We start from the raw sequence: 25,420 nt of genomic DNA on the forward strand, positions 1-25,420 counted from the left end.
TTCTGGTACAGTACTCGAATATTGATACAGTACTCGAATTATCAGAAAAATAAACCTACTGAAAAATAAACCTACTATTAGTGAACTACCACGAGGCTAAAGACCTCGTGGCTTCCTAGTTCATCCCCCTTTCTACTGAAAGCAAGTCCCTAGGCTCTTCCCCACGTTCCGTAGGTGCTAAACAGGTTTTAAATCCCTATTAGGTTTTGATCCATAAGTGCGAATTTTTTAATATTGATAGCGGCATTGAGATCCCTATCATGCTTTGTTTTACAGTCAGGACAGACCCATTCTCTATCTTTCAAAGTTAAGTTTGAATTGTGGTATCCACAGACTGAGCAGAGTTTAGAGGATGGCTCAAACTGTCCTATTCTAAGAATGGTTTTTCCGTACCATTCAGCTTTATACTCTAACTTTGTTACAAAACTACTCCAAGCAGAATCTCCTATAGCTTGTGCTAAATGATGATTCTTAACCATACCTTTAACATTCAGAGTTTCCAGAGCTATAGCTTGGTTTTCGCTAACGAGTTTAAAAGAGAGTTTGTTCTGAAAATCATTTCTCTGATTTGTTATCTTCTCATATAGTTTTGCTAACAATTGCTTTGCTTTTTCTCTATTCTTAGAACCTATTTGTTTTCTTGAAACTCTTTTCTGAAGTATTTTAAGCCTCTGAAGAGAGTTTTTCAAGTATTTAGGATTCTCGATCTTTTCACCGTTTGATAGTACAACAAAATCTTTGATTCCTACATCTATTCCTATAGTGGTTACTTCTGTGAAGGACTGTCTAGATGGAAGCTCTTCATTATTTTCCACAAGAATACTAATGTAGTATTTTCCTGTGCATGTTTTAGAAACAGTTGCTGTTTTAAGCTCTCCAACAAAGTTTCTGTGAAACACTGCTTTAATCTCCCCTATCTTTGGAAGTTTCACTACACCGGTCTCAAAATTCACAGAATAGTGTTGAGGTATTGGAAAAGCTTGAACAGGATTCTTTTTAGATTTGAATTTAGGAAAACCTTTCTTTTCTCTAAAGAATCGTGTGAAAGCTGACTCAACTTGTTTAGTCATTCCCTGTAGGGATTGAGAGTTAACGTCAGCTAACCAAGGGTTTTCTGTTTTCAAAGAAGGCATTAATTTGTTTAAGTCAAATCTTGATATAGATTTTTTAGTTTGTTCATAAGTTTTAATTTTTTGATCAAGTGCCCAATTGTAGACAAACCTACAGCTACCAATGTGTTGATCTAATTGTATAGATTGTTCTACTGTAGGATATAGTCTAAAACGGTACGCTTTCATCATACAAACTATTATATGCTTTATCAATTTATATAGATTTCGGTAAATATAGGGTATGAACACAAAAACCATAGCAAATATCTGCTAATGTATCATGTTATTCTTGTTTGCAAGTATCGAAGAAAAGTCTTAGAGCCTATTAGCAATGAGCTTAAGCTCACTGTAGCTGATATTGAAAAAGAGTCAGATTTTGAAATATTGGAGATGGAAACAGACAAGGACCATATACACCTACTTGTGAAAAGTGAACCAAAAGTTTCTATACTGTCTATAGTTAGAAAGCTGAAACAAGAAACCACAATTAGATTATGGAGAAGTCAAGGTAAATATTTGAAAAGATTCTATTGGGGAGAAAAGACATTATGGAGTGATGGTTATTTTGCCTCAACTATAGGGAACGTGAGTAAAGAAACAGCTGAAGCTTACATTAGAAATCAAGGTTAAAGTTGACGGCATTCATCCCCTAGGCTAAAGACCTAGGGGTTTCCTACCTTAAGATTTATAAAGGACTTCATCTGAAGTTTTTATTTTTGTGTAAGCATTATTAGTAATATGGCATAGATTTCAAATACTTCATTGTGGTATGATAAACTATTTTGGCTAGATATATAAAATTAATAAAATTTCCCCAAAAACATTTACAAATTTCTTATTTATGGAATGCATTTCAAAAGTTGACTTTTCAATCTTTGATCTTATTTAATGTATTGATGGAGGTAACTGAAATCTATGCTGACTGAACCCGATCAAATAATCCAACTTGTATCAAGTTTATTAGCGTTAATCCTTTTTGTTATTTCCCTTCTTGCATATTGTCGAGAGCGTAGAAAGAAGCTTTTTATTTTATCTTCAGCGTTTTTTTTCTATTCAACAATGAATTTCTTGGATGCAGCAGATATTTTTTTCCCTCACGCGGGTGAATATCCCGAAGTTTGGGGAAGTTTACTAAACTTCGTAGTGCTTGCTTTATTTTTCCTTTCTATGATCACAAAAGAGTAGGGTAAAAATGGAATTTGAACTCGAAACACGAAGAAAAATTTATGAACAAATAAAAAAATCTCCTGGGATTCACTTCAGGGAACTTGAGAGGAGGTTGCAGATGGTAGTTGGCAACCTGCAGTACCACCTTCAGTATATGGAAAAGAAAAATCTGATAAGGGCTTCGAATGATGGAGATTATGTACGTTATTTCATAAAAGACAGGAGCTTAAGCGAAACCGAGAGAAAAATAATGTCTTTCTTAAGAAGATCCGGTTGCAGGCACATCCTTCTTCAACTTCTCAATAATCCAGACCTAAATAACAAAGAACTCTCTCAAGCTGTTGGCCTCTCTCCTTCAACTATTTCCTGGAATCTGAACAAACTTGTTGAAGCCGGAATAATTGAAAGGGAAAAAACCGGCAGAATAAGTAAATTCACAATCATTGACCCTCCCGCAATTGCAGAACTCCTTATAAGCTACAAAGAAAGCTTTCTTGATACTCTGGTTGATGGTTTTATCGAAATGTGGGAATTCAAGAAATCTAAGTAGTTTGGTCGTCCATCGTTTGGTTGATATTATTTCAACGTGATCAAAATACAGCTTCCAGCTATTCTTTTCCGGTAAACTTAACACTTTTTTAAGAAACTTATAATATGGCACTTAAATTGGATCACAAACCATGCTGTAGGTAATATAAGGAAAACATCAATCAGGTATTGCTGGACGATCAAAGTTTTAGGTTAGTCTCGTTATCAGAGTCCTACTTCACTTGTTTTAAACTCTATTGAGATATCTTGGTTAGTTAACGTGGATGATCTATACACCAAATTCAAAATACGCTTGCAAGAGAATGTTGAATTGCGAGCTCAAATTTCATTAAGAGGTCAGCTGAATTATACGTTCTTAAAAATCAACCGGATAATAATGGACGATAACTTTTATGCTTACTGAACAAAAGTTGAAATTATTTATGGTGGCGGGAAACATGGAAGAAACTTGGGAAACCCGCCACATTCTCCTATGGAAGAAGGTTCCGCCACATTCTCCTAGGGAGGAAGGTTCAAAATATTTTGTAGTGTTGATCCCGATTTTTCACCACAATAACCTTCAGTTTTCAGTCTTTGTTACGCATAATAACGATTCTGGTACATTATTCGAAGATTAGTACAATTGTCGAACATTAGTACAATATTCGAATAATTATATTTTTGTGTAGTTGACGGATTTAATTTACCGATTACGTCGGTACTTATCGAAAATTTATCAAGTTTCTGAGATTACATAAATCGAGGACCAAAAGAGATTTATAAGGAGCTATTTTATAAGAGGCTGTAAACTGATTTTCGGGATGAGGAGAAGTGAAACTATCTTCGACAATGAACGAAATATATAAATTTGATTGATGAAGAATGGTGAACCCCTTTTATTATTGATCCCGATAATTCTTCTTACATATAATAGATCTTAACAAATATGGAGGAAACAATAAGATGAAGAGATTTGTAGCCAGTGCACTGGCGGCTCTCATGCTTCTGACTGTATTTGCATCCGCCGCAATGGCTGATGGTAATAATACAACCTCAGCAAACAATACCCTTGAGATCCGCGGCCCTGTGTACAATGGCTCAAGTTTAACCGATATCCTTGCAAATAATGCATATGGTAACGGTACAGCTATTACAATGGATGCTAGTAAGTTTGCAGCATTCTTCTACGACATTGACAACAATGTGACAACAGAGTCTCTTTCCATTAAGAATACTTCCGATACTAAAGACAGAGTTATCGGGAAGGACGCTCTTGTCTATAAGACCACGATTGGGCAGACTGATTACAAGTACGGAGATTGGGGCAACTACAGCGTGCTCGGTTTCTTCGCAGACAAGTACATTCCGCTCAAATCTAATGACGCCAGCAAGCTCGCCAAGCTGGTTCTTGACAGCGATGACAAGTACACCTTAAAGACTGGCGAGAAACTTGACCTTGGTGACGGCTACAGTCTCGAGGCTAAGCAGGTAGATGTTGACGGTAAGAAGGTCTGGCTTGAATTAGACAAGGACGGACAGTATGTGGATGACCAGATCGTCTCAACTGATTCTGGAGACAGCACCTGGACTTGCAAAGTTGACGGTGTTCAGGGCGAAGACAATGTTCCTGTCCTGAAAGTCCATGTTAACCAGGTCTTCCAGGGTGCAGTCGACAGCATTGCTCAGGTCGATGGTCTCTGGCTCATTGACTACGCAAATGCTATAAAGATCAACAGTGACGATGAATACGGCAAACTCAACAACGTTGCTATCAATGGTCCAACCATTACAATTTCCAACGACGATACCATGACTCTGACCAAGGATTCTGATCAGGAAATCGGCCAGGGATTGTACTTCAAAGTTGCTGACTCAGACGACCTCAGATTCTATGCATACAAGCAGATCACAGAACCTGGAACTTATCAGGTCAGAGGACAGGTTGCTTCTGGCGCTGCTAAGTGGGACGCATCCAATTTTGCAGGTTTCTTCTATGACCTGAAAAAGAATGTCCAGACAGAATCCCTTAACGTTACTAAAGTTGACGGAAATGTGATCCCCAAGAATGATCTCGTTTACAAGACCACTGTAGGTAATGTTGACTACCAGTCTGGAGATTTCAACGGATCTTACCCTGTTCTCGGCTTCTTTGCAGATGAATACGTACCACTCAAAGCCAGCGACGCTAGCAAGCTCGCCAAACTGGTTGTTGACAGCGATGACAAGTACACTCTGAAGACCGGCGAGAAACTTGATCTCGGTCAGGGCTACACTCTTGAAGCCAAGCAGGTTGACGTTGACGGTAAGAAAGTCTGGCTCGAGTTCGACAAGGACGGACAGTATGTAGATGACCAGATCGTCTCGACTGATTCTGGCGACCATGTATGGACCTGTGAAGTTGACGGTGTTCAGGGCGAAGACAATGTTCCTGTCCTGAAAGTCCATGTTAACCAGGTCTTCCAGGGTGCAGTCGACAGCATTGCTCAGGTCGACGGTCTCTGGCTCATTGACTACGCAAATGCAATAAAGATCAATACTGACGATTCATACGGCAAACTCAACAATGTTGGCATCAGTGGTTCAACCATTACAATTTCCAATGATGATTCCTTGACTCTTAGCAGGGACTCTGATGTGGAAATCGGCCAGGGAATATCCTTTAAGGTCGCTGATACCCAAGCTGATCAGCTAAGGTACTACCCATTCGTTGAGAAGACCGTCGGTAACGAAACTACTAGTGACAACAACACAGCCACCGGCCCAAGCATAAGTGGTGGTAATGTAAGCACTAGTGAAAACGCAAACGTAACTTCAGAAGAGAACGCAAACGTAACTTCAGAAGAGAACGCAAACGTAACTCCAGAAGAGAACGCAAACGTAACTCCAGAAGAGAACTCTACCTCTACTCAGGCACCAACCCAAGAGAATAACACAACTCAGGACGGCAAAAAATCCCCAGGATTCGGAGTTTTGTCTGGAATTGTCGGACTCGCTGGAGTTGTCTACCTCGTCAGGAGGAATAACTAAAATTTCTGATTGAAGGGTTTCCTAACCCTTCTTCTTTTAATTTTTATACTAATACCCATTGACTGATAGGGTTCTACACGTGTCATGGTTTATTTATTATAAAAGATATATATTTTTCAATTAGTATCACTTTTTCAAATTTTCTGTTTCTCAATTAGAGTCAGGGTAGTAAATAGGTTCCATTTCCTTCAGCGAGTGCCCAGTGCAACTTTTATGCATTGACAAGAAGTAAATAAATTATTTGTAGAAATAATCTATACCGGCTAACGTGAATGGGCATATTTAAAAAAAGTAAAATGTGTACATGTTCTCCACTTTTTATATATAGTTGTTTTAGTCTATACAAAAAACCTAATAAACAGAATAGCAGTTAGAGAGATTTTATAATTATCTATTTTCAGATTAATTTATTCAAACATTGAGGCGCATATTAAATGATATCCTCAAATAAACTAGACTTTATAATAATGCTGTCTCTGATATTTTCAGTGCCAGCAGGCTATTATATTTTTGTGCCGGAACCTCTTCGGCCCAAATATTATTATAGAAATCTTGGGTCTTCTGGAATTTCAGATATTCTACCTTATGCAGTTTCGGCAACATTTATCTTTATACTCATGGATTCACAAAGAGAAATTTCAAATCTCCTGGGCCTGAGTCCCTCTCTCAATTATGATAAATATATGTTAATGCTGGAAGGCACTAGAGTGAGTATTTTTCAAAGTTTAGCCACTCCAATGCTGACATATTTCTGCGGAGTTGTATACTTGCTTGGATTTCCTTTCCTTTTGATCTTTACATTTATACTATTCCTGTTTAGCCAGGATGATGAAGCTCTTAAGGAGTATGCAATTACTTTTATGCTCATATATCTGATAGCTTATATTTTTTACATATTTTTCCCCGTAAATGTGACTGGGCATGTGTTACCAGGTATGGTTCCTTTGCTATATCAACTAAATCCGGCTATCTTGAGGATAGCAACTATCTGTAGTCCCGGTCTTAACAACTGCTTTCCAAGCCTGCATGCCGCACTTTCAGTAATGGCAACAATATTTATACTTTTTAAGACAGATCTCAGGCGTTACAAAGTTTTTGCGGTAGGAACAACCATTTTCATCCTTTTTTCAATATTATATCTTGGCATACACTGGATCACGGATATGATTGGCGGAATTATACTCGCTCTTATTTCTTATTTTGTAGCTACTCGAGTTTTTAAAAAGAGGTTCAAGGATGAAAGTATTAATTTTTATATGCGGTGAAGGGTTAGGTCACACCAGCCGCTGTACCGCATTGGGCCAGGAGTTATTGGCTGCAGGCCACGAAGTTTATTTAGGAGCATATGGCTATTCAAAGGAATTTATTGAGAGAAAAGGATATAAGACTGTTGAGATACCTCCGGAAATAAAACTTGTAGGCGATTCCGGGTCTCTGGATCTGAAAAAGTCAGTAATATCCACCCTGAAAAGCGGGAGTGTTTTTGGCATTTTTAAAGTTTTGAGCTTATTAAAAGAAAAGAAACCTGATATTGTAGTTACAGATAGTTATTTTACAGGAGTAGTTGCCTCAAAAATCAGAGTAATTCCTGTTTACCTTATGGTTAATCAGTCAAACATGGAAACTTTCTTTAAAAATGGAGGTGTTGTCCTAAGAACAATGGGCGGAATAATTAAACAGTTTTATACCTGCATTTTCAGAATAGTTAACAGGATAATAATTCCGGATTTCCCAATGCCTTATACCGTATGCCGACTAAATCTTGTTTTTGAAGAAAAGGTTTCCAAAAATCTGTTTTTCAGTGGGCCTCTCACCCTTGAAAAATTTGATGATGTGAAGGCTGAAGTCTTGCAAAAACCCCATGTATTATCTTTAATAGGGGGATTTGGATATAGAGAGCCCATATTCAGAAAGGTTATCGAAGTTGCAAAACTCGACAGAAATATAAATTATACTCTCCTTTCAGGACCTAACCTAAATCCTGATGTTTTCTCAAACCTTCCAGAAAACGTTACAATTAAGCGTTTTATTAATGACCAATTTCCTTATCTCAAGGCTTCTGATCTTGTGATCGCCCCAGGAGGACACAGTACTATAATGGAAGCTCTTACTTTTGGGGTTCCGATGCTTTCGTTTCCTGATATAAATCATAGTGAGCAAGAAAGTAATGCTGCTATAGTAGACCTTGAAGGCTATGGTAGACGCATGGATTACAATGCGTCTCCAGAAGAGATCCTTCAGGCAATAAGAGAGCTTTTAAAAGATAAAAAGATCCATCAGAAAGTTGAAGATATGAAAAAGTTATCTAAAGACCTGAATGCTACTGCAGCGATCAAAAAGCTCCTTGAATCAAACAATACCAGAAATTAAAATATAAGATTATTGTTATAATAACTGGAGATAATAAATTAAGAGATATAATTTTGGCGTTGTAACAGACTACTAGAATTAGACTACTAGAATTAGACTACTAGTGTCATGAAAATTTAGTTATTGATAATCTAATGAGCTCAAAATCATTGTACTCTGATGAGAAGCTACTAAGATTATGCTCAACAATTAAATTGCCAAGACACTAGAATTGAAATAATTCTGAATAAGATTTAATAACTGGATTGTGCTTTCATGAAAAACCAAGCAAAATGGATAGCAAGCTCAATTTTGATCAGTATAATTTCAATAGTACTTGTCCTCATCCTTACTATGAATTCGAAAACAATTGAGATTGCCAGGGAGATTCGGCCTGGATATATATTAGCTGCGCTTTTTATCCATCTGTTTTCTTTCTTTATCTGGGGACTGCGCATAAGGTCAATGGCATCTGCACTCGGGCATAAAATAGATCTTAAAACTTCTGCCGAAATGGTAATTTCCGGCACCTTTGTTGCAGCGCTTACTCCTGCTTCGATAGGTGGAGAACCTTTGAGAATTCACCTTTTAAGACAGAGGAAAATGCCGGTTGGACAGGCTACTGCAGTTATTTTGGGAGAACGTGTACTGGACGCTCTATTGATCCTGTTAGCTGTGCCTTTTTCGCTATATTTACTCCATGGTCTACTGTCAAATTCCAGTCTGGATATCGTGATCATATTAGGGGAATTCCTTTCAATAATTATCTTTGCCCTCATGATATATGCGACCATGAAACCTCGTTATATTAAACTCGCCATACATCGGCTTGTGGAATGGACTGCGCGTCTTCTTGGTAAGAAAACTGGAGACAAATTACATAAATTATCAAAGTCAATTGACAGGGAAATTGACGAATTTCATGCAAGCATAAATATCTTTTTGACAGAAGGGCGTGCAGGCCTATATTCTGGGCTGATATACACAGTTATATACTGGATTGTGGAGTTTTCCTCTCTCCCGGTAATTCTTATGGGTCTTAATCAGGCTCCTTCAATACTCATTTCTTTCGCAGCACAGGTTCTGCTTATGATTGTTATAGTTATACCGTCAACCCCAGGTGCAAGTGGAGTGGCGGAACTTGCTGCAATTTCCCTCTTTTCAGTTTTTGTGCCAGCAAATATTCTTGGAATTACAGTGGCAGGATGGAGGGGTATTACATTTTATACGAATATTATTGCCGGAGGATTTGTGAGTTTTAAATTACTGAAAGATACGGAGCTGGTGAAGAAGTATCTAAACCAATCCCAAAGTGAAGTTTGAAAAGGATAAGGAACTATTTGAAATAAGACTTTATTCTTTTACTTATATCCTTCTTTTATTGACATCGATTTGTATATTTATTCAGTGTATATAATTACATAAACGTTTTTTGGATCTGACAACCTGTTAGTATCTGAAATTATTGAAGAATTAATAGATCATCTTTAACTATGTTTCACCTGGTTTTAATTAAAAATTAAGATTAAGTTTTCTGTTTTCAAGCTCGTAAATAATAATTTTATTCCAAAAATTAAGATTTATAACTTTATTACTAATATGCCTGGATTTTATAAAGTTTACAGAAAATGGAAAAATAGTAGCATTCAAATAATTTCATTATTTAACCTACTAATCCTGTCTTATGCAACAAACTTCATTCAGCGAGTCCTATCGGATCAATAAATATTTTTCAATTAACATTCTATACACACCTTCCAAATAATTGCCTACGTGAAAATCGGAGCGAGGTTAAAGCTTATGAAAAAACGAGAAAGACTGGAGATAATATATGATATATTAGTTCTGATAAGCAATAATCACAACCAGATAAAACCTACCCCACTACTTAGAAAATCCAATTTATGTTCAATCCAGTTTGAGAAGTATATTTTAGAACTTCTTGAAAAGGACTTTATAGAAACTCAGATCGTTGATTCAAAAAAGCACTATAAACTTACGAAGAAAGGCTTCAAATATATCGACGAATACAAATCATTTCTAAAGATTATAGAAGACTTTGATCTTTAATCTTAATACATGCAATAGTGGCCGAAGCTGAAATATGGAAGACTCTAAAAGGATATACAAAAGATTCAAGGAAAAATATCAGGCGGCTGAAGGCGTTTTCGAAGGATATGTCGAAAACGGAAAATATGTTTTTGAAATCCGGCGCAAGTACCCGACGGCAAAAGGGCTTCTCGAAGACCGACTCATGACCTGCTCCCTTGGAAAACAAATGCATAAAAGCGTGAATGAGGGCTTTGAGATTATAGAGAATGCAGGAATTTGCAGGTTAGAAGATACAGATTTCAAGATTTTTTTGAGGAAATGGATGTAAACCTGTTATGGGAAATAAGAAGTTGTGCTCAATTAGCTGGTTTACATTTTGGATCAGAATGCGTTTTTTGCTATTTGCATCCGTTTTTAGCTATTAGTATGCACTGGGAATAGGCCGTATCGGCCTTCTTCAATGTTTCCAGAGAACAAGTGCACGTGAGCGAGGTTCTCTATGTTTTCAGGGGGATCAACATTCTCTAATATGATGAACTGGCCGAGATGATGTATCGAAGCTAAATGTTCGAAGAACCTTTCTTTTAAAGAAGTCTTTGAAAGTTCCTTTTCATCCTCTGTAAGATCTCCTAATTTCGTATCTTTCATAGGATCCCTGTAAGTTAACAGCGGCGTATCGAGCACAACAAATCCCGGGTGTGGAAGTCCTCTATCGCGGCAAAACAATAGAAGTGCGACCTTGAAAGCTGCATGTGTTACAGCCCTAACACCTTTACCATTGTCAATACGCAATTTCCCATCAATTCTCAGATCATATTTATCATAATCAAATGACACATCACAATCGCCGGGAAATTCCCATCTTTTAAGTACCTCGCTGACAATTTTGCAGAATTCGTGCGATTCATCTGCTGGAAGGATTAATTTTGGATTGTTTGCATTTGAAGGTTTTTTAAGATTTTTCAGTTCCTTTCGCTTTAAGAATAACTCTTCCCTTTTTTCAAGAAGAAACACTCCCTGTCTTGCATAATCTCTTGCCTTAATAATCTCATTCAGTTCAAGGTGACTTTTATTGACGTCTGGAGTTAGAGAAACGATATTCTGCTCAACTGTCGCGAGCCTCTCCTTAAGATCTGGAAGAGTGGATTTGAGTTTATCTCTCTCATATTTAAGATTATTAACGGTAGCTACAAGATCTGAGCGTTGATGTTCAATTTTTTCGATTTCCACTAGCGATGCATGACTTATCTTTTTAATATTTTCCAATGAATATGCATGTTTTTGCATTTCAATAGGTGTACCACATAGCGGGCAATCCAATTCACTACCGAATGACAAGATAAAACTTGCCTCATCTAATGCCCTCAATCTTTCAATATCAGAAAGATAAACTTCTTCGAGTTGTTTAAAGCGTTCGATATGAAGTTGAACTTCTTCTAGTCGAGTACTTATTCTTGGAATCTGAACCGACAAAAGTCGTTTCTCCTCAACAAGTTTCAGAATTGGCTCCTGAACTAATTTCAACTCTGCCTGAATTTGCTTAAATTTCTCATCTAATAGCTCAATCTGGGCTGGAAGATTATCGACATTTGGATAGTTTTCTGCCAATTTTAACTCGACATCGGAAATCATTTCCTCAATTACTTCAAGCATAGCGGCCTTTGATGTTTTGAAGGTGCTTTCTTTGACGTTGGCCACAATTGCACTATCATCTGCGCCAGTGAGAAGAAATCTGAAGACGCTACGCTCCTTCGTGCGATTAACAGGGTTTCCACTCTCAATGGGTGATCGATCAATATAGATACTAGTCTCGTCAACCAGTAGAATTTCCGCAAGGTCACGGAAACTTAAACTATGCTTTTCTCCCACAGCATTATTAGCTACAAACTTGCCAGATAATTTTAGATATTTAAGTAGGAACTGAGATAGGTTAGTATCAGTTTTGGAATCGTGCTTTGGGGATAGTATTCTTATTTTTTGTTCAATCTGAGCTGAGTATATGAGACCGTTATAAAGCTCGTATTGTCCCCCTGAGATTGCTCTGAACAGGGTGAAATCGCCTATACCTTCTAGAGAGAAACCAAGCCAAATTCCTTCGTATCCCTTTCGTTCTTTAAAATCGGATAGCGGCTTTGAGCCGCCGAGCATAAAATCAAGCGATTTCAGCGTGAATGACTTTCCGGTATTCGAAGCTCCATAAATAAGGTTTGTTCCAGGCTGGAAATCTAAGCTAGCTGGCTCTACATTAGGTCCGGTAAACACAAGATGTTTAATAATCAATCCTTTGTGTGTCACGCTCGATACCCCGTAGATACTTCTTCATGTTGAAATTCTATACTCCATCTACCTAATTTGTCTGTAATTAACTTCTTCATTTGTTCTTTATCCATGTTACAGAAATTTTCTGCGAGCCATTCTGACCTCGCTTTTAAATCACAGGCATATTTAGAGCGCATCAACTCAACAAAAGAGTACGCTTCGTCGCTGGCTTGATAAAAAATTCCACGCTCATCAGCAAGAACATCAATCAAGTGTAGACGACGCATTAACGTTAAACTTTCTTCAATTAAGCTCCGACGAACCAGTAATTCACCGCTACGAGATGGCACATCTGGATGAAGACTCTTTGGGCCTCCGATATCGCTTGTATGGACAACTAGATGATCAAACCATGTAATCTGAGATAAGTCGAAAGCTTTAGGATGAGCCGCATTAAGAACAACTACCGCACGTACACCAGTCTCAAGAGGGCTATTAAATAAAACCGTATTCTGTGTTTCATCCGAATCTTTTATTGATGCCATATCAAGTCACCCTCATTTGCGAAGTGGTGGCAAACACCTTGCTTAATTGGAACACGAGCATACTTAGCTAGTGGTCCAGATGCGTGCACAACCGAAGCCTGTATCATAACAGCATCTACGCGGGCTAAAGAATCTGTATGTTCAGCACTAAAAGTATCAATAACCCCATAATAGATATCTTTTTCAAATGAATCAAGAACTTCCGGCTCTGTATTGTCGCGATAAAATCGCTTAAAAGCATCAGCATCGTAGAAACGTTCACGTTGACGTAATAGATGGATACTATATTCGGGATGATTTTCAATATCTTTATAGTCAGCAAAATTTTGTCCGCATCGCTGGCTATATGCGCCGACAAGCTGCTTTATGTAAGGAAGTTCTGAATCCTGAACTTCTGCTGGTGTCTGACCTTTGGGAGCTGGTCCCAGCTCCTCTCCAAACCATTTATGAAGCACAGTCTTAATGCAAGCATCTTTCAGGATATTATTAAGGGTTAAACGCTCAATAGTAGAAAAATCGAAGGCGCATATGAATGCCTTTAGGCCATCGTCAAGAGAGATCTGCGAGCTATCAATTATTTTTGTAGAACAGTATTTATCCCACTCATCAATCAGTTTGGCTTTAAATTGACTGGGGTTGTAAATGAGTTTTTCGAGGTTTCGGTTCACACCACGGGGAGCAACAAAGAAATATCGCTCAGGGACTGAGAATTCTCCCTGGTTAGCGTAATAAAGCATTTTTCCGATTTCTAAAATCGCTGTTTCCGTAGGAAGTTTCCTTCCATACTGTTTACATTGATAGTTGTGCCAAGGCCCTTCATGCCGTTTTTTTGAAAGAAATCCTACTACATCGCGTCCCAAATCCCCAGCGCCAGAGAATCTAGCGACTTCAATATAACCCTTAGCCCTGCAACTAATCCAGTCATCGACAAACTGCTCCAATTCTTCGTCATTCAAAGCCAGAATCTGCCTATCGTAATTATTCTTCATAATGTACACATCATGAATCAGGTTTTTCCTAAATTTATTAAAAGTAGAAAAAGGAAAACAATATTAATTTAGAATAATTAGTAGTATCAGATGACACTAAAGGTTTCACGATATTAAGCATCTATAAATATCCATATTAACAATTAATTAGCTACGTTTGATACTTTACAACGGTTAAATGTTATTGTATATATAACTTATTAAATTGTCTTCGTTTTAACGAAATTAGTTAGAAATTCTTGAGGATTACCCAAAAAATTCCAAGAGAATTAGGACTGGCAGCAGTATGCAGCAATTGTAGCAGCTGCTTATACAAGGACTTTGATTGAAACTATGCCATAAACGCCAGTAATGATCCAACCGTGAAGTAAATTAATAAAGCTGAACAAACCCTTCGACCCTTTTCTGATAATAAAGATATTCCTGGGCATACCCGCAGTAGTGCCCGAAATATTCCCGTCCCCAGTCTCCCATACAACTCATGTTTTTGCAGGTTTCAAAGTAACTGTCATCTATGTGGTAATGCTGGATGATCTGTCTGACATGAGTATCTACCGGGAAAGATTCCATTTTCTCGAAAGCGAAAAGGAGCACACAGTCAGCAACCTTTTCCCCTATGCCGCGAAGCCTCATAAGGCGTTCCCGCGCATACCTATATTCCAGGCGGAAAAGCACATCAAGATCCAGCTCGCCCGACGCAACTTCTTCGGCTGCGGCTTTTATGTTCTGGGTCCTGAATCCCAGCTTGCATTTGTCAAGCTCAGCGGGATCGGCATTTGCAAGGGTTTCAGGGTCAGGAAAGCTGAAATAACCTGGTTCAAGCTCCTGCCCAAAAAACTGGCTAAGTAGGGAAATTCTTTTTTGAATTGTAGAGATGCTTGAGGCCGTTGCGAGCATATATGAGATAAGGCACTCCCAGGGATTCTGCCGGATCAGCCGCAGGCCCCAATATTTGCGGATCGACCTGTCGATCAGAAGGTCCCGGTTTATACTTTCGTAGATTGAAAGCAGATTGTCGTCCAGGCGAAAATAGCGAGAAAGAAACTCAGGCTGAAGCTTTGAATCGACAATCAGCTGTTCATTGTCCTGCGAAAGCCTGAGAACCTGATCTCCGACAACGCCTGTCCACCAGTCTCCGTCCCGCGCCCAGCGGAAGACCTGCCCGCAGTCCAGCGTATAATTTAGGTCAAAAATTTCGGGTTTAAGCCTGTACGTCCAGCTCAAGCCCCCTGAGAAAAGTCCCTGCAGTTAACGTATCTCCCAGCCCGACCGTAGTTACGGGAGATCTGGAAAGCAATGTGGGGAGCATGCAAATTGTATAACCTCCCCTGAAAGCATAAGCACCCTGTCTGAAAGTTTTTCCATTAAAAGCTCTAAGGAAAGCTTCAATCTGTTTTCTTCCAAACGGGCTTTCCTCAAGTTTCGAAGCTTCTTCTTCCACGAATTTTCTCCCTTCAAGCCTGCCTGAGGCTGCATACACGCCAGCACACCGAACTCCGAATTCCAGGGCTTCAAGCTTTTCTCCAGCTGCCGTCTGCAAAATTGAACTTTCGGATTCATCCATTTCAAATTCAGAACCCAGAGGCGAATTAAACTTAAAATCAGTTTTAAACACCGCCAGCACAAATTCCCTGGTATGAATCATGAGATTCTTAATCCCGTGCCTTGATGCCAGTCTGAAAGCTGCGTCGGCTACAGCATCTGGATCCATATGCATAAGCTTTTCTCCGGGCACTCCATGCAAATTGTAAAACATTGAAAGCTCGTCTTCATTCATCCCAAGACTATCGGAAAGCTTTGCAAACTTCAGAAAAACCGAATTTGCAATTTCTTTACTTGCAAAGTGCCCGAATTCCAGGTGAATCTGAAGCTTATCGTTTCTGGCTTTCCAGCTTTTTAGCTGTGAGAGGGTATTATCAAGAATTGCTTTATAATTAAGGCCATTGGGATAGTTCTCAAGCAGTAGATGAAACCCAGATATGAGTACGCCGTCAAGCTCGCAGGCATGTTGAAGGGCATACTGCTCAAAAGCAGGATTGACAAAGAGCCTGAGGTTTAAATGATCGCAGGTCGCTATGAAGCGGTTTTCCCTCGGAACCCTTACCTCGGTTCCGTATAAGGAAAATGTTTCCCCCTCGGAAAAATCAAATACAAAATGTATGGGTTCCTGGCTGCTGGAAAAAGCACCTTTATTTTCTTCAGGCTCTTTCCTTGCGTTTTCGATTATCTGCATGGAGGCTTCCGGAAAGTAGATCGCTTTTTTTGAGAAGAGAGAAAGCTGAGTTTTGGAGGGCACTGCAACATTCGGAATTACTCTGGAAGCGCCTAACTGGGAAAGGGCATTTGCCATTATTCCTGCGTTTCCGCCCATTCTTACGAGGGATTTTCCGAAATAGTGACTTTTAAGGAACTCGAAAACGGATTGCTCAAAAACAAGCCATTCGGCACCACACCCGTTTTTCATACAATAGGCAAGCCCTGCCACAAAATCTGATTCCGAAAAGATTTTTCCGGGGGGGTTCTCAATTTTATCAAGGATTTCAGCCGCTTCGAAAGTTCCCAGCAGTTTCGAAATCTCGGCCCCGCTGATCCGGTACACTGAATCTATATTGACATTATATCCGCAAAGTATATTCATCTAACCAGTTCCTGTATCCATGGAATAGAAAGCACGTGAGAGGCAAATGGGAAGCAAATGGTATGGCAGGTGGGAAACGAGTGAGGGGCGGAATGGGCGGCTTCGGATTAAATGAAGGAGAATTTATTCTCCCGCTTGCCTCTGCTTCATTCTTGCAAGCATGGCTGCAAAAGCTCCTGCCGAGATCGCATCGCCTATCCCGACTGTTGCTTTGGGCTTATCTACCACCTTGGAAGGGATTAAAACCGCATCATGATCAGGCCCATAGAGATATCCGTATTCGAACTCTTCAGGGGTACAGAGTTTCTTCCCTACGCAGTAAAGCTTGAAATTCTCGAGGTCTTCTATGCCTTTAATTGAAACCGGAACTGTCAGCCCTGCTTCTACGTCCTCAAGGTTCTCAATTGTTCCTTTAAGGGCTTTGGCACCTGCAAGGGTTGAGGAAAAAAGTAGGGCATCCCTATGTTCTTTAAGTGTAAGAGGATGACCTTTTGCAAGGACACAGATGTAAAAGCCAAGAGAATGCACATGAACCCTTTCAAGCGACAGGTCCTTTAAAAGCTGAACAGCTCCCTGGTAAAGCGAGGTTATTCCGGTCTCTTCTTTTCTTATCACGGAATAAGAGAGTTCCTCATGCCCCAGGACGTTCAGGGCGTTTGCCACTTCCACAGTATCAAGACCCAGGGAATGAACATGCTTGGCAACAATTTCGGTCAGGATAGCCTTTCTTATTACCCGGTTCTGAATGGATGTAAGTTCTACATGAATACGGAGTTCAGGATTTAAAGCCTTAAGTTTCTCAATAGCTTTTACGGAATGAAAAACGTAGTCCTTATACGTAGACCCATCCTCGTACTGCTCTCTTATCATCTGATAACCTGAAAGCATTGCTCCGTCAATCGGGAAGAGTGAGTCAAGGTGCTCATAGATTTCCCTGTCCATATCCAGGCGGATCCAATTCGGGCGGGAGGATATTATAAGTCGATTGTCTCTCGGCACCTGGAATTTGCTTCCACCACAAGTTATTTCCAAGCCTCTGGAATACTCAAAGATCCAGTTGACTTTTGATTCGATTCCGGTTTTGAAGGCTTCCCGTGGGGGTTTAAGCACGACCTTTCCGCCTTCTACCTTAGGGTGCACAAGATTGTCAGAAGCCACAAAATATTCTGCCTGTTCTTCTGAAAGCCAGGGAATATACGCCACCACCTTTTTTATTCCGAGGCGAGCAAGAAGATTGGAAATTATCCCTGCCTGGCCGCCCATGCGCGCATAGTCAAAACCCAGGTGCTCTTTCAGCCATTCATGAGTATCTGAGGTATGAGTAGGAATTTCAGCGGCTTTGCCTTCTCTCATAGAAATAATCAGGCGAGCCATGAAATCCAGAGGCTCTTTTATTTCTCTCGGATATGTTTCAACTCTTGCCTGAATGTCAGCCTCATTAAAAAGCCCTATAAGCATGGACAGTTCTTTATCTGTAAGGTGTTTGATAGCATCGATATTACTATTGTAAGCTACAAACATACCATCCAGATAAGGAAGGGCCTTTTTGACATTGTAAAAACCGTCGTTGTAGCGCTGTTCCCATTCTTGTATATCCACTTAACAAACCCCCTGGAAATATATATCTGAACCTGAAATAATTTGTAGGGATTAGGGGAGACCGAATTTTTTCCCAAAGTGAGCTTGCTTAAATTTAGAATTAATCTTGCTTACATTTTTTATTTCCTTCGACCTGTTTTTTAAGTCCTGTACTGCAGTAAGTCATATACTGGCATTAAGCTTGTATTCAACATTGCATTAGGATATTTCAGCATTAAGTCGTATATTCGGCATTAATCCTGACATAGTCATAGGTCAGGTCGCACCCCCAGGCTATTGCCTGTTCCTTTCCCAGATTAAGGTCAAGATTAATGATAATTTCTTCATTTGCCATTATCTTTTTCAAAAACTCGAGATCCAATGAACTGGAAATCTCGCCGGATTTTACAAGTTCAACCTCTTCTCCTCCTCCTGAAAAAGAGAGGGAAAGCCTTTCCTGTTCAAGTTCCGCACCTGAGTAGCCTGCAGCAGCTACAATCCTTCCCCAGTTGGGATCCTTTCCGAAAATTGCGGATTTAACCAGAGGGGAACGTACAATTGCCTTTGCAGCAAGTTTCGCGTCATCGTGTGTTTTTGCGCCCACTACCCTGGCTTCAATAAGTTTTGTAGCTCCCTCTCCATCTTTTGCCATTTTTTTTGCAAGCTCGGTGAATACGTAAATCAGCCCGTCCTCAAAATCATCTAGACAATCCATACAGGGCTTGACTCCAGACTTGCAAGTAGAAGTAAGGAGTACCATGTCGTTCGTACTTGTATCCCCGTCCACCACGACCATATTGAAAGTTTTATCCACTGCGATTCTGAGAGCAGCATCCAGGACGTCAGCGGGCACTTTCGCATCGGTATATGCAAAACAGAGCATGGTTCCCATATTGGGCTCTATCATCCCCGAACCTTTGGCAATGGCACCTATCCTGATACCGCAGTCCATCTCGATAGCTACTTCTTTTACGACCCTGTCTGTAGTCATGATCGCTTTTGTAGCTTCCCAGCTGCACTCCGGAGAACTGCCCAGTCCTTTGAGGACTTCAGGAAGGCGTTCCCTGATTGAGGAAACGTCGAGCCTTCTGCCAATTACTCCTGTTGAGGCAACTGCAACCGTGTCAGCCTCAAGGCCAAGATTTTGGGCAAGCATAGTTGCCATTTCCATAGCATCCAGAAAGCCGTCATCCCCTGTAAAGGCGTTAGCATTGCCGCTATTTGCAATTACGGCCGAAAGCCGGTGCTGGGTTTCGATTACCTCTTTACTCAGGGTAACCGGGGCTGCTGTGACCTTATTTTTTGTAAAAACGCCTGCGGCAGGTCCCTCTGCAAGAATAACAGTCAGTCCCATTTTACCGGCTTTAATCCCATTTGCAGATACGCCCCTTACTGCACAGATTCCACCTTCGATTTCCTTCATGAAAGACTCTCCTTTTTCCTCAGAGCTTTGCAAGACCTTCGATAATATCACCGCGAGTAATGATCCCAACTACGCGATTGTCCTCAGTTACAGGAAGCCTGTTGATCCTGTGCCTTATCATATGCTCGGATGCCTCTTCAATAGATGCCTCGGAAGAGATTGTGTACACGTCCCTTGTCATGATTTCTTCTATCTTTGTGGAACCCACATCAGAGAGCATCTTTTTTGTTTCTTCCCAGCCAAAGAGTTCCCTGATAGGAACCTCTATAACCTCAAAGGGGCTTGGAAGCCAGAGTTCCCCCTTTTCGGGGAGTATCAGCATTTTTAGCAGGTCCGCTTCACTTACAATTCCCACAAGCTCTTCACCGTCAAGGACAGGTGCTCCACTAACATTGTTTTCCTTCAAGACTTTTGCCGCTTCCCGGACTGTATCATCAGGCTTGCAGAAAACAACGCTCGGGTTCATGACATCTTTTACCTTCATCTGACTATACCCCTTGAGACAAATTTTATTCTTTAATTTAATCCGTCACCAGTTATATTTTCTTGCTTTGGTCATGTTTACGGAGCCGCAGCAGGCAGCCAGAGCCCACGTGTCTCGTCCAGCCCGAACATGAGGTTCATATTCTGGATAGCCTGCCCTGATGCGCCTTTGACCAGGTTATCGATTGCTGAGAGCACAACAACCCTGTTATTTTCCTTATCCACTTCAAAGCTGATATCACAGAAGTTAGAACCTCTGACTGCGGTTAAGGAAGGAACTCCCGAAGGGAACCTTATGAACGGCCTGTCCCTGTAAAATTCCTCGTAAATTGTCTTTAAGTCGTCCGTGGAGAGAGATTCCTTTGTAAAAAGGTGAGCAGTTGTAAAGATTCCCCTGATAGATGGAATTACGTGAGGAGTGAAATTGATGTTCCTGAGCTTTCCGTCAAGCCCTGTCAGTTCCTGGACAATTTCAGCCCTGTGCCTGTGGGCTGTAAGCTTGTATGGGATGATATTTTCCGCGAGATTTGGATAATGTGAGTTTTGAGTAGGTGAAATGCCAGCTCCTGAGATTCCGGTCTTGGAATCAAAAACTGCAATATCGATAAGTCCAGCCGCTGCAAGCGGAGCTGCTGCAAGAGTTGCACCTGTAGGAAAACATCCAGGGTTTGCCACAAAATTCTCTTCTGCAACTTCAGGATGGAGCTCTACAAGTCCGTAAACAGCATTCCTTGGGTCGCTATGCTTCATCCCGTAGATTTTTTCAAATTCCAAAGTTTCAAGCCTGTAGTCCGCGCTAAGGTCAACAACCTTCGTATTACCGTCAAGCAGCTCAGGTACATAGGTCATACCAGATCCGTGAGGTACTGCAAGAAAAACTACGTCACAACGCTCCCTGATGTCTTCAGAATTCGGATTTTCGTACTTAAGGTCGAGAAAACCTTCAAGATACCTGTGCGTGCTCGTTACAGGTTTCCCTGCAAAGCTTCGGGAAGTTGCCAGCTCCAGCTTGACATTTGGGTGGTTGACAAGCAAACGCAGGAGTTCTCCTCCTGTATATCCCGAAGCTCCTATTATTCCAGCCTTGATCATAAGTGTCACTGTCTGTGTAATACCAACACAAGATAATTAAATTTGTTATTGGAAAAACCAAATGTAAAATCTGTTTCTGCTATTAATCGATGTTACATGGTCTGCTCGAAAAGTTGGTTCCGGCTGTAGATCCATGCCTTTTTCTTCTTAAACGCAGTTTTTCAAAGTAGAGATCAGTTTCGTAATCAATGTCAGCAGATATCCTTTTTCATAACCGAATTATAAAGGAAATTAAATGTACTCTTTCATAATCGAATTGCAAAGTGAATTAGATATGCTTTATCATAAGCAAATCTCAAGGGAAATCTGCTTTGATAATCGAGAATTTTTCCTGAAAACTTCTCCCCGGATTCCGAACCTGCTGACTACCCACTTTCGTAAATAATCAGAAATTTACTTTTCCCGGCTCAGAGTGTCCGGCTAGAAACCTCAAATCATAAGTAAGTCTTATAACATAACAGGGACTTTCCATATTTATTAGGAAATTAAATTGTGCAGATTTTCCTTCATTATTCTATAGAGATTGATTCATATTTTTAATTTTGAATCAGTAAGACTTAAATTTTTTAATATATAAGTATATTCCAAATGAGAATTGCTAAGGCACTTAGCGCCGGAAACGGGAAGTTCACAGGTAAATGATTTTATCTTTTGAGCCTCTCTTACTATAGGAAAATTTACTATATATAGCCTCTTAAGTGTCAGGAAGAAAAAAATCATGAACGGGAAGAAGATAATCTATCTTGCAGGCCCCCTCTTCAGCCATGCGGAACTCGAATATAACCGCAAATTAAAGGATTTGCTGCTCAATAAGGGCTTTTCGGTTTTTTTGCCCCAGGAAGACGCAGAGGATACGATAGATGAACGCGAAAAACAAAATCAGGAATGCATTTTCAATAAATGTGTAGTGGGTCTGGACGGTTCTGACATTGTAGTTGCAGTCCTTGATGGTGTGGATGTAGACTCAGGAACTGCCTGGGAAATAGGCTACGCTTATGCAAAGGAAAAACCTGTCATCGGGATTCGAACCGATTTTCGGTCTCTCTCTGACGGGATTGTTAACCTGATGGTAGAGATGGCAATAGTCGCCCTTGCAAGTGATGAAGACGAACTGTTGAAAATGATAGAAAAATTCAAGTAACTCTTAGGTGGCTTCGAACTATTTCTGTTCCTGAACTTTTTGGTTCCGGACTATTTTTGGTCTTAGCTTTCTTTGATCGGGGCTACTTTTGACCCCAAACTACTTTTTTCATTTACCAGAACTTACTCTTGAAGACGAGGTCACCGGATATACATAAAGGGTAGGATCTGGAGTGAAAAAGGCGTAATATAAAATGAAGCAAAATGTGCAGGCCTTCAAAGCCTATGTGCAGGCTTATTTTTTCTCGGCCTCGAACTTTGAGATCTCCAGGAACCAATAGCCTCCCCTCAAAACTGTTTCACTCTCCATGACCTTTATCCTGTTTTTGAATAGCGGACAGTCGGTAACAAAGGTATGGAACTCCCCGTTTTCACCGCAGGGATCGATTGAAAGATTGTGCTTTTTCAGGTCACGTATAAAATATTCATCGATCTTTCGGCCCAGCCACTCTTTCCCTAGCAAATCGGCTTTGACGCTGAGCAGAATCACCTCAAACCCGGAATCTATGAGGTCATTTATGATCTGTTCAGAATTTCTCTGCCAGATCGGCATTATTAACTTGAGGCCCAGGTCTCCGCATATCCTGTCTACAAGATTCTTGTGTGTGTCGATATGCCCGAAAACCGCTCCATCTATTATCTCCCCACTATCCCTTAAATCATGGACAACTTTTTTGAATTCCTGTTCATATGAAATAAAGTCTTTATGGATAAGGGGAATTCCAAGCGCTTCAGCCTGTGCATAAACCAGGTCAGGATTAATGTCATGGGAGCCACGCCTCTGGATTTCCCTGAAGTTCAGGAGGTGGGAGACCTCAAAACCTTCCGAGATTGCCCCATAACATGCGAAGCAACTGTCCTTTCCTCCTGTCCATGAAACGACCACCTTGCCTTTATCGCTCTTGCCTTTATAGTTTTTAGTTGAAATGGGATTTGTGCTCATCTCCCATATACATGCACAATTTGAAAAAAAAGCTTTTGTTTTCACCGGTTCTCTGCCCGAATATTCCCAAAATCCCCCATATGTCGAGTTTCTTTCCGTACATCAGCAAATAAGGCCCTGAAGCTTAGAACTACCTTAAAAATCGCTATGTGCTGTAAGTTATCATAGCTCAGTACTGTTTGGCTGAAATAGAGCCATTCAATACTTCTATGTCAGTCCTGGTGAGTAGGAGGAACATTTTACCATATACAAAATTGTCATTTTCAAAATATAAAAGCAAATACTTGAGGCAGCAAAACTAAAAACAATTGAAATAAATTAAAGGAAAATCATGTGGCCTGAAAAGGAGTTATTGAGATAACCTTTATAAAAATAAAGTATTAAAACTGCCCTTTTTAATTAAGTACGTAATTAGATCTAAATTGAAATTAATTGAGAAAAGATTCAGTTGCAGAAGCTATGATTTATAACGATTATTAGGTAAAAAAATTTTAATATAGAATGCCCAACATAATAACTACTGGAGGTTAAAATAATGACCTTTGTGAATGGATACACATTTACAAAAGTGGGAACTTCACATGGATCTGACATGTACGTTTCCAGATATGGGAAACTGGTAAAGATCATTCCATTCAGTCCACAAGTGGAGTTCTCCGAAAAATACACCAGTGACTTGATCCACCAAATCGAGTCAATGGAGTGAAATGAGTGAAATAATTAAACTTTTCCGACTTTTTCTTTTTAATTCGGAGCCATTTTCATGAAAGTCTTTTTTTCAGGCCGAAGCTTTTCTCGGTCTGTCATTTTTTAGACTATTTTCACTATATATATAACTTGTGTTTTCCATAATTTTTCATAGACAGTTGCTACACTTCAGGATTTTCAGACGCCTTCAAGTTAGAGTACTTGATTTATGAAGGCATTCTTTTAAATTTACATAAGTAAAAAAATCTTAAAAAACAGAAATCTAGTAAACTGATCTTCAATATAGGGAAATCCATAAATGTTAGAAATTATAGGGAAACCGGCAAGTTGATCCGAAACATAAAGGAAAGTTGATAAATTGATCCGAAGCTACAGGAAAACCGATCTTGAAGAGATGGTAAGGATCTGGTACGAAGCCTCCGTCATCGCCCATTTCTTTATTCCGGCCTCTTTCTGGGCTTTGCAAAAGAGTGCAATGAAAGATAAGTACCTCCCACTAGCCGAAAACTTTATTTTTGAGGAAGAAGGGCAGATCGCAGGATTCATCTCCCTTGTTGGGGAACATGTCTGCGCCCTCTTCGTGGCGCCGGAAATGCAGGGTAGAGGAATTGGCAAGGCTCTTCTCGAATATGCAAAAACTCTGAAAGGAAGACTATCCCTCAAAGTTTATAGGGAAAACGAGAATGCACTTCGCTTTTATGAAAAGTGTGGGTTTGTGGCGGCTGGCGAAGAGATTGATGAGTATACTGGTTGCGCGCAGATTTTGATGGAATGGGAATTGGCTCGATGAAAAAAATCGATATACTACCAGATAAACTCATTCATCGAAAGATCGCCCAGCCCCTATTCAAATACCGATTCATTGATTTCGAGTTATCGGATGAAAACTAAAATCCCTACAAACTAGGTGGCGTCAGGATAATTGATTCGGGACTGGAAAATTCGTGTTCAGATAAAAGATAAAGTTTGTGATTTCACAGACCTATACCTGTTATTGGTATAATCTCCCAGGTCATATCATTGATTAAACAGGTCACTGTCTGATAGAATACGGAAAAAACTATAAGGGTAAAGAAAGGCAAAGGTGAAAGTTTATTAGTTTTTTTAGATTTCTTAATTTTTAAGAGATTTACTTTTTAGTACCAATTTTATTTCTCTGAAATTTGAGGTAAGATTGACATTATTAATAAATATACCACTTGAGTTTGTTCTGAAATATATTCTGGAATCAATTTCCCCTGAAAATTTTGTAATTTTCCTGAAATATAAGCTATTTTTTGAACTATTAGGGAGGCTTAGGAGAAAATTATAAATATTAAGAGTACTATCTATAGGATAGTAACTTGGGAACAATAACCCCCTTACAGAATAATTAAACAAGAACTGT

At 39.8% G+C, this 25,420-nt stretch carries 22 protein-coding genes; 11 read left to right on the forward strand and 11 right to left on the reverse strand.

The features are described 5' to 3' along the window. Nucleotides 1-188: 188 nt before the first annotated feature. A complete protein-coding gene (tnpB, locus tag BP621_RS11855) occupies nucleotides 189-1,301 on the reverse strand; it encodes an IS200/IS605 family element RNA-guided endonuclease TnpB (RefSeq protein WP_292390173.1) in 1,113 nt (370 codons plus the stop codon). 45 nt (nucleotides 1,302-1,346) lie between these two features. Here tnpB and tnpA point away from each other — a divergent pair, with 45 nt between their 5' ends. The 9 genes from tnpA to BP621_RS11900 all read left to right on the forward strand — a co-directional run bounded on the left by tnpA (nucleotide 1,347) and on the right by BP621_RS11900 (nucleotide 10,563). Further along, the gene (tnpA, locus tag BP621_RS11860; RefSeq protein WP_292390336.1) at nucleotides 1,347-1,742 is read left to right on the forward strand and encodes an IS200/IS605 family transposase; all 396 of its coding nucleotides are present in this window, start codon (nucleotides 1,347-1,349) and stop codon (nucleotides 1,740-1,742) included. Nucleotides 1,743-2,304: 562 nt separating this feature from the next. Then, entirely contained in the window at nucleotides 2,305-2,829 is a 525-nt protein-coding gene (locus BP621_RS11865; protein ID WP_292390176.1) for a winged helix-turn-helix transcriptional regulator, read from the forward strand. A 436-nt stretch (nucleotides 2,830-3,265) separates the two neighbouring features. Further along, nucleotides 3,266-3,445 carry a hypothetical protein gene (locus BP621_RS11870; protein ID WP_292390179.1) on the forward strand — a complete coding sequence of 60 codons (180 nt, stop codon included), beginning with the start codon at nucleotides 3,266-3,268 and terminating at the stop codon, nucleotides 3,443-3,445. Between the two features lie 325 nt (nucleotides 3,446-3,770). Next, nucleotides 3,771-5,834: an S-layer protein domain-containing protein gene (locus BP621_RS11875; RefSeq protein WP_292390180.1), complete on the forward strand. Its 2,064-nt coding sequence runs from the start codon at nucleotides 3,771-3,773 to the stop codon at nucleotides 5,832-5,834. A gap of 434 nt (nucleotides 5,835-6,268) precedes the next feature. Next, nucleotides 6,269-7,099 (forward strand): phosphatase PAP2 family protein, encoded by an 831-nt coding sequence (locus BP621_RS11880; protein ID WP_292390182.1) that lies wholly within the window; start codon nucleotides 6,269-6,271, stop codon nucleotides 7,097-7,099. Then, entirely contained in the window at nucleotides 7,071-8,204 is a 1,134-nt protein-coding gene (locus BP621_RS11885) for a UDP-N-acetylglucosamine--N-acetylmuramyl-(pentapeptide) pyrophosphoryl-undecaprenol N-acetylglucosamine transferase (RefSeq protein ID WP_292390183.1), read from the forward strand. The genes BP621_RS11880 and BP621_RS11885 overlap by 29 nt, the downstream gene beginning before the upstream one ends. A gap of 255 nt (nucleotides 8,205-8,459) precedes the next feature. Then, nucleotides 8,460-9,506: a lysylphosphatidylglycerol synthase transmembrane domain-containing protein gene (locus tag BP621_RS11890; protein ID WP_292390185.1), complete on the forward strand. Its 1,047-nt coding sequence runs from the start codon at nucleotides 8,460-8,462 to the stop codon at nucleotides 9,504-9,506. Between the two features lie 477 nt (nucleotides 9,507-9,983). Continuing rightward, nucleotides 9,984-10,253 carry a winged helix-turn-helix domain-containing protein gene (locus BP621_RS11895; RefSeq protein ID WP_292390186.1) on the forward strand — a complete coding sequence of 90 codons (270 nt, stop codon included), beginning with the start codon at nucleotides 9,984-9,986 and terminating at the stop codon, nucleotides 10,251-10,253. A gap of 34 nt (nucleotides 10,254-10,287) precedes the next feature. Beyond that, complete coding sequence (locus tag BP621_RS11900; RefSeq protein ID WP_292390189.1) at nucleotides 10,288-10,563, forward strand: hypothetical protein; 276 nt, start codon at nucleotides 10,288-10,290, stop codon at nucleotides 10,561-10,563. A gap of 86 nt (nucleotides 10,564-10,649) precedes the next feature. Here BP621_RS11900 and BP621_RS11905 read toward each other — a convergent pair whose 3' ends face one another. The 9 genes from BP621_RS11905 to argC form a co-directional block, all read right to left on the reverse strand. Continuing rightward, nucleotides 10,650-12,530: a hypothetical protein gene (locus BP621_RS11905; protein WP_292390191.1), complete on the reverse strand. Its 1,881-nt coding sequence runs from the start codon at nucleotides 12,528-12,530 to the stop codon at nucleotides 10,650-10,652. Beyond that, nucleotides 12,527-13,039 carry an ABC-three component system middle component 2 gene (locus tag BP621_RS11910; RefSeq protein ID WP_292390194.1) on the reverse strand — a complete coding sequence of 171 codons (513 nt, stop codon included), beginning with the start codon at nucleotides 13,037-13,039 and terminating at the stop codon, nucleotides 12,527-12,529. Before BP621_RS11910 ends, BP621_RS11905 begins: the two co-directional genes overlap by 4 nt. Continuing rightward, on the reverse strand, nucleotides 13,027-13,995 hold the full coding sequence (locus BP621_RS11915) for an ABC-three component system protein (RefSeq protein WP_292390197.1): 969 nt from the start codon (nucleotides 13,993-13,995) through the stop codon (nucleotides 13,027-13,029). The genes BP621_RS11910 and BP621_RS11915 overlap by 13 nt, the downstream gene beginning before the upstream one ends. Before the next feature lie 405 nt (nucleotides 13,996-14,400). After that, entirely contained in the window at nucleotides 14,401-15,252 is an 852-nt protein-coding gene (locus tag BP621_RS11920) for a DNA-3-methyladenine glycosylase family protein (RefSeq protein WP_292390199.1), read from the reverse strand. Beyond that, nucleotides 15,230-16,666 (reverse strand): ADP-dependent glucokinase/phosphofructokinase, encoded by a 1,437-nt coding sequence (locus tag BP621_RS11925; RefSeq protein ID WP_292390202.1) that lies wholly within the window; start codon nucleotides 16,664-16,666, stop codon nucleotides 15,230-15,232. Before BP621_RS11925 ends, BP621_RS11920 begins: the two co-directional genes overlap by 23 nt. Before the next feature lie 123 nt (nucleotides 16,667-16,789). Beyond that, nucleotides 16,790-18,265 carry an ADP-specific phosphofructokinase gene (gene pfkC, locus BP621_RS11930; protein ID WP_292390204.1) on the reverse strand — a complete coding sequence of 492 codons (1,476 nt, stop codon included), beginning with the start codon at nucleotides 18,263-18,265 and terminating at the stop codon, nucleotides 16,790-16,792. A gap of 214 nt (nucleotides 18,266-18,479) precedes the next feature. Beyond that, nucleotides 18,480-19,667 carry a bifunctional ornithine acetyltransferase/N-acetylglutamate synthase gene (gene argJ / locus BP621_RS11935; protein WP_292390207.1) on the reverse strand — a complete coding sequence of 396 codons (1,188 nt, stop codon included), beginning with the start codon at nucleotides 19,665-19,667 and terminating at the stop codon, nucleotides 18,480-18,482. Nucleotides 19,668-19,686: 19 nt separating this feature from the next. After that, entirely contained in the window at nucleotides 19,687-20,151 is a 465-nt protein-coding gene (locus BP621_RS11940; protein WP_292390209.1) for a CBS domain-containing protein, read from the reverse strand. A gap of 77 nt (nucleotides 20,152-20,228) precedes the next feature. Then, entirely contained in the window at nucleotides 20,229-21,242 is a 1,014-nt protein-coding gene (argC, locus tag BP621_RS11945) for an N-acetyl-gamma-glutamyl-phosphate reductase (RefSeq protein WP_292390337.1), read from the reverse strand. Nucleotides 21,243-21,960: 718 nt separating this feature from the next. Between argC and BP621_RS11950 the strand changes: the two genes are divergently transcribed. Continuing rightward, nucleotides 21,961-22,383: a nucleoside 2-deoxyribosyltransferase gene (locus tag BP621_RS11950; protein WP_292390213.1), complete on the forward strand. Its 423-nt coding sequence runs from the start codon at nucleotides 21,961-21,963 to the stop codon at nucleotides 22,381-22,383. 234 nt (nucleotides 22,384-22,617) lie between these two features. On the opposite strand, the gene BP621_RS11955 is transcribed toward BP621_RS11950, so the two are convergent. Continuing rightward, entirely contained in the window at nucleotides 22,618-23,325 is a 708-nt protein-coding gene (locus BP621_RS11955; protein ID WP_292390216.1) for a diphthine--ammonia ligase, read from the reverse strand. 1,066 nt (nucleotides 23,326-24,391) lie between these two features. Here BP621_RS11955 and BP621_RS11960 point away from each other — a divergent pair. After that, entirely contained in the window at nucleotides 24,392-24,823 is a 432-nt protein-coding gene (locus BP621_RS11960) for an N-acetyltransferase (RefSeq protein ID WP_292390219.1), read from the forward strand. The last annotated feature ends 597 nt before the right edge of the window (nucleotides 24,824-25,420 follow it).

This window comes from Methanosarcina sp. UBA5, assembly GCF_002505485.1.
GTDB lineage: Archaea > Halobacteriota > Methanosarcinia > Methanosarcinales > Methanosarcinaceae > Methanosarcina.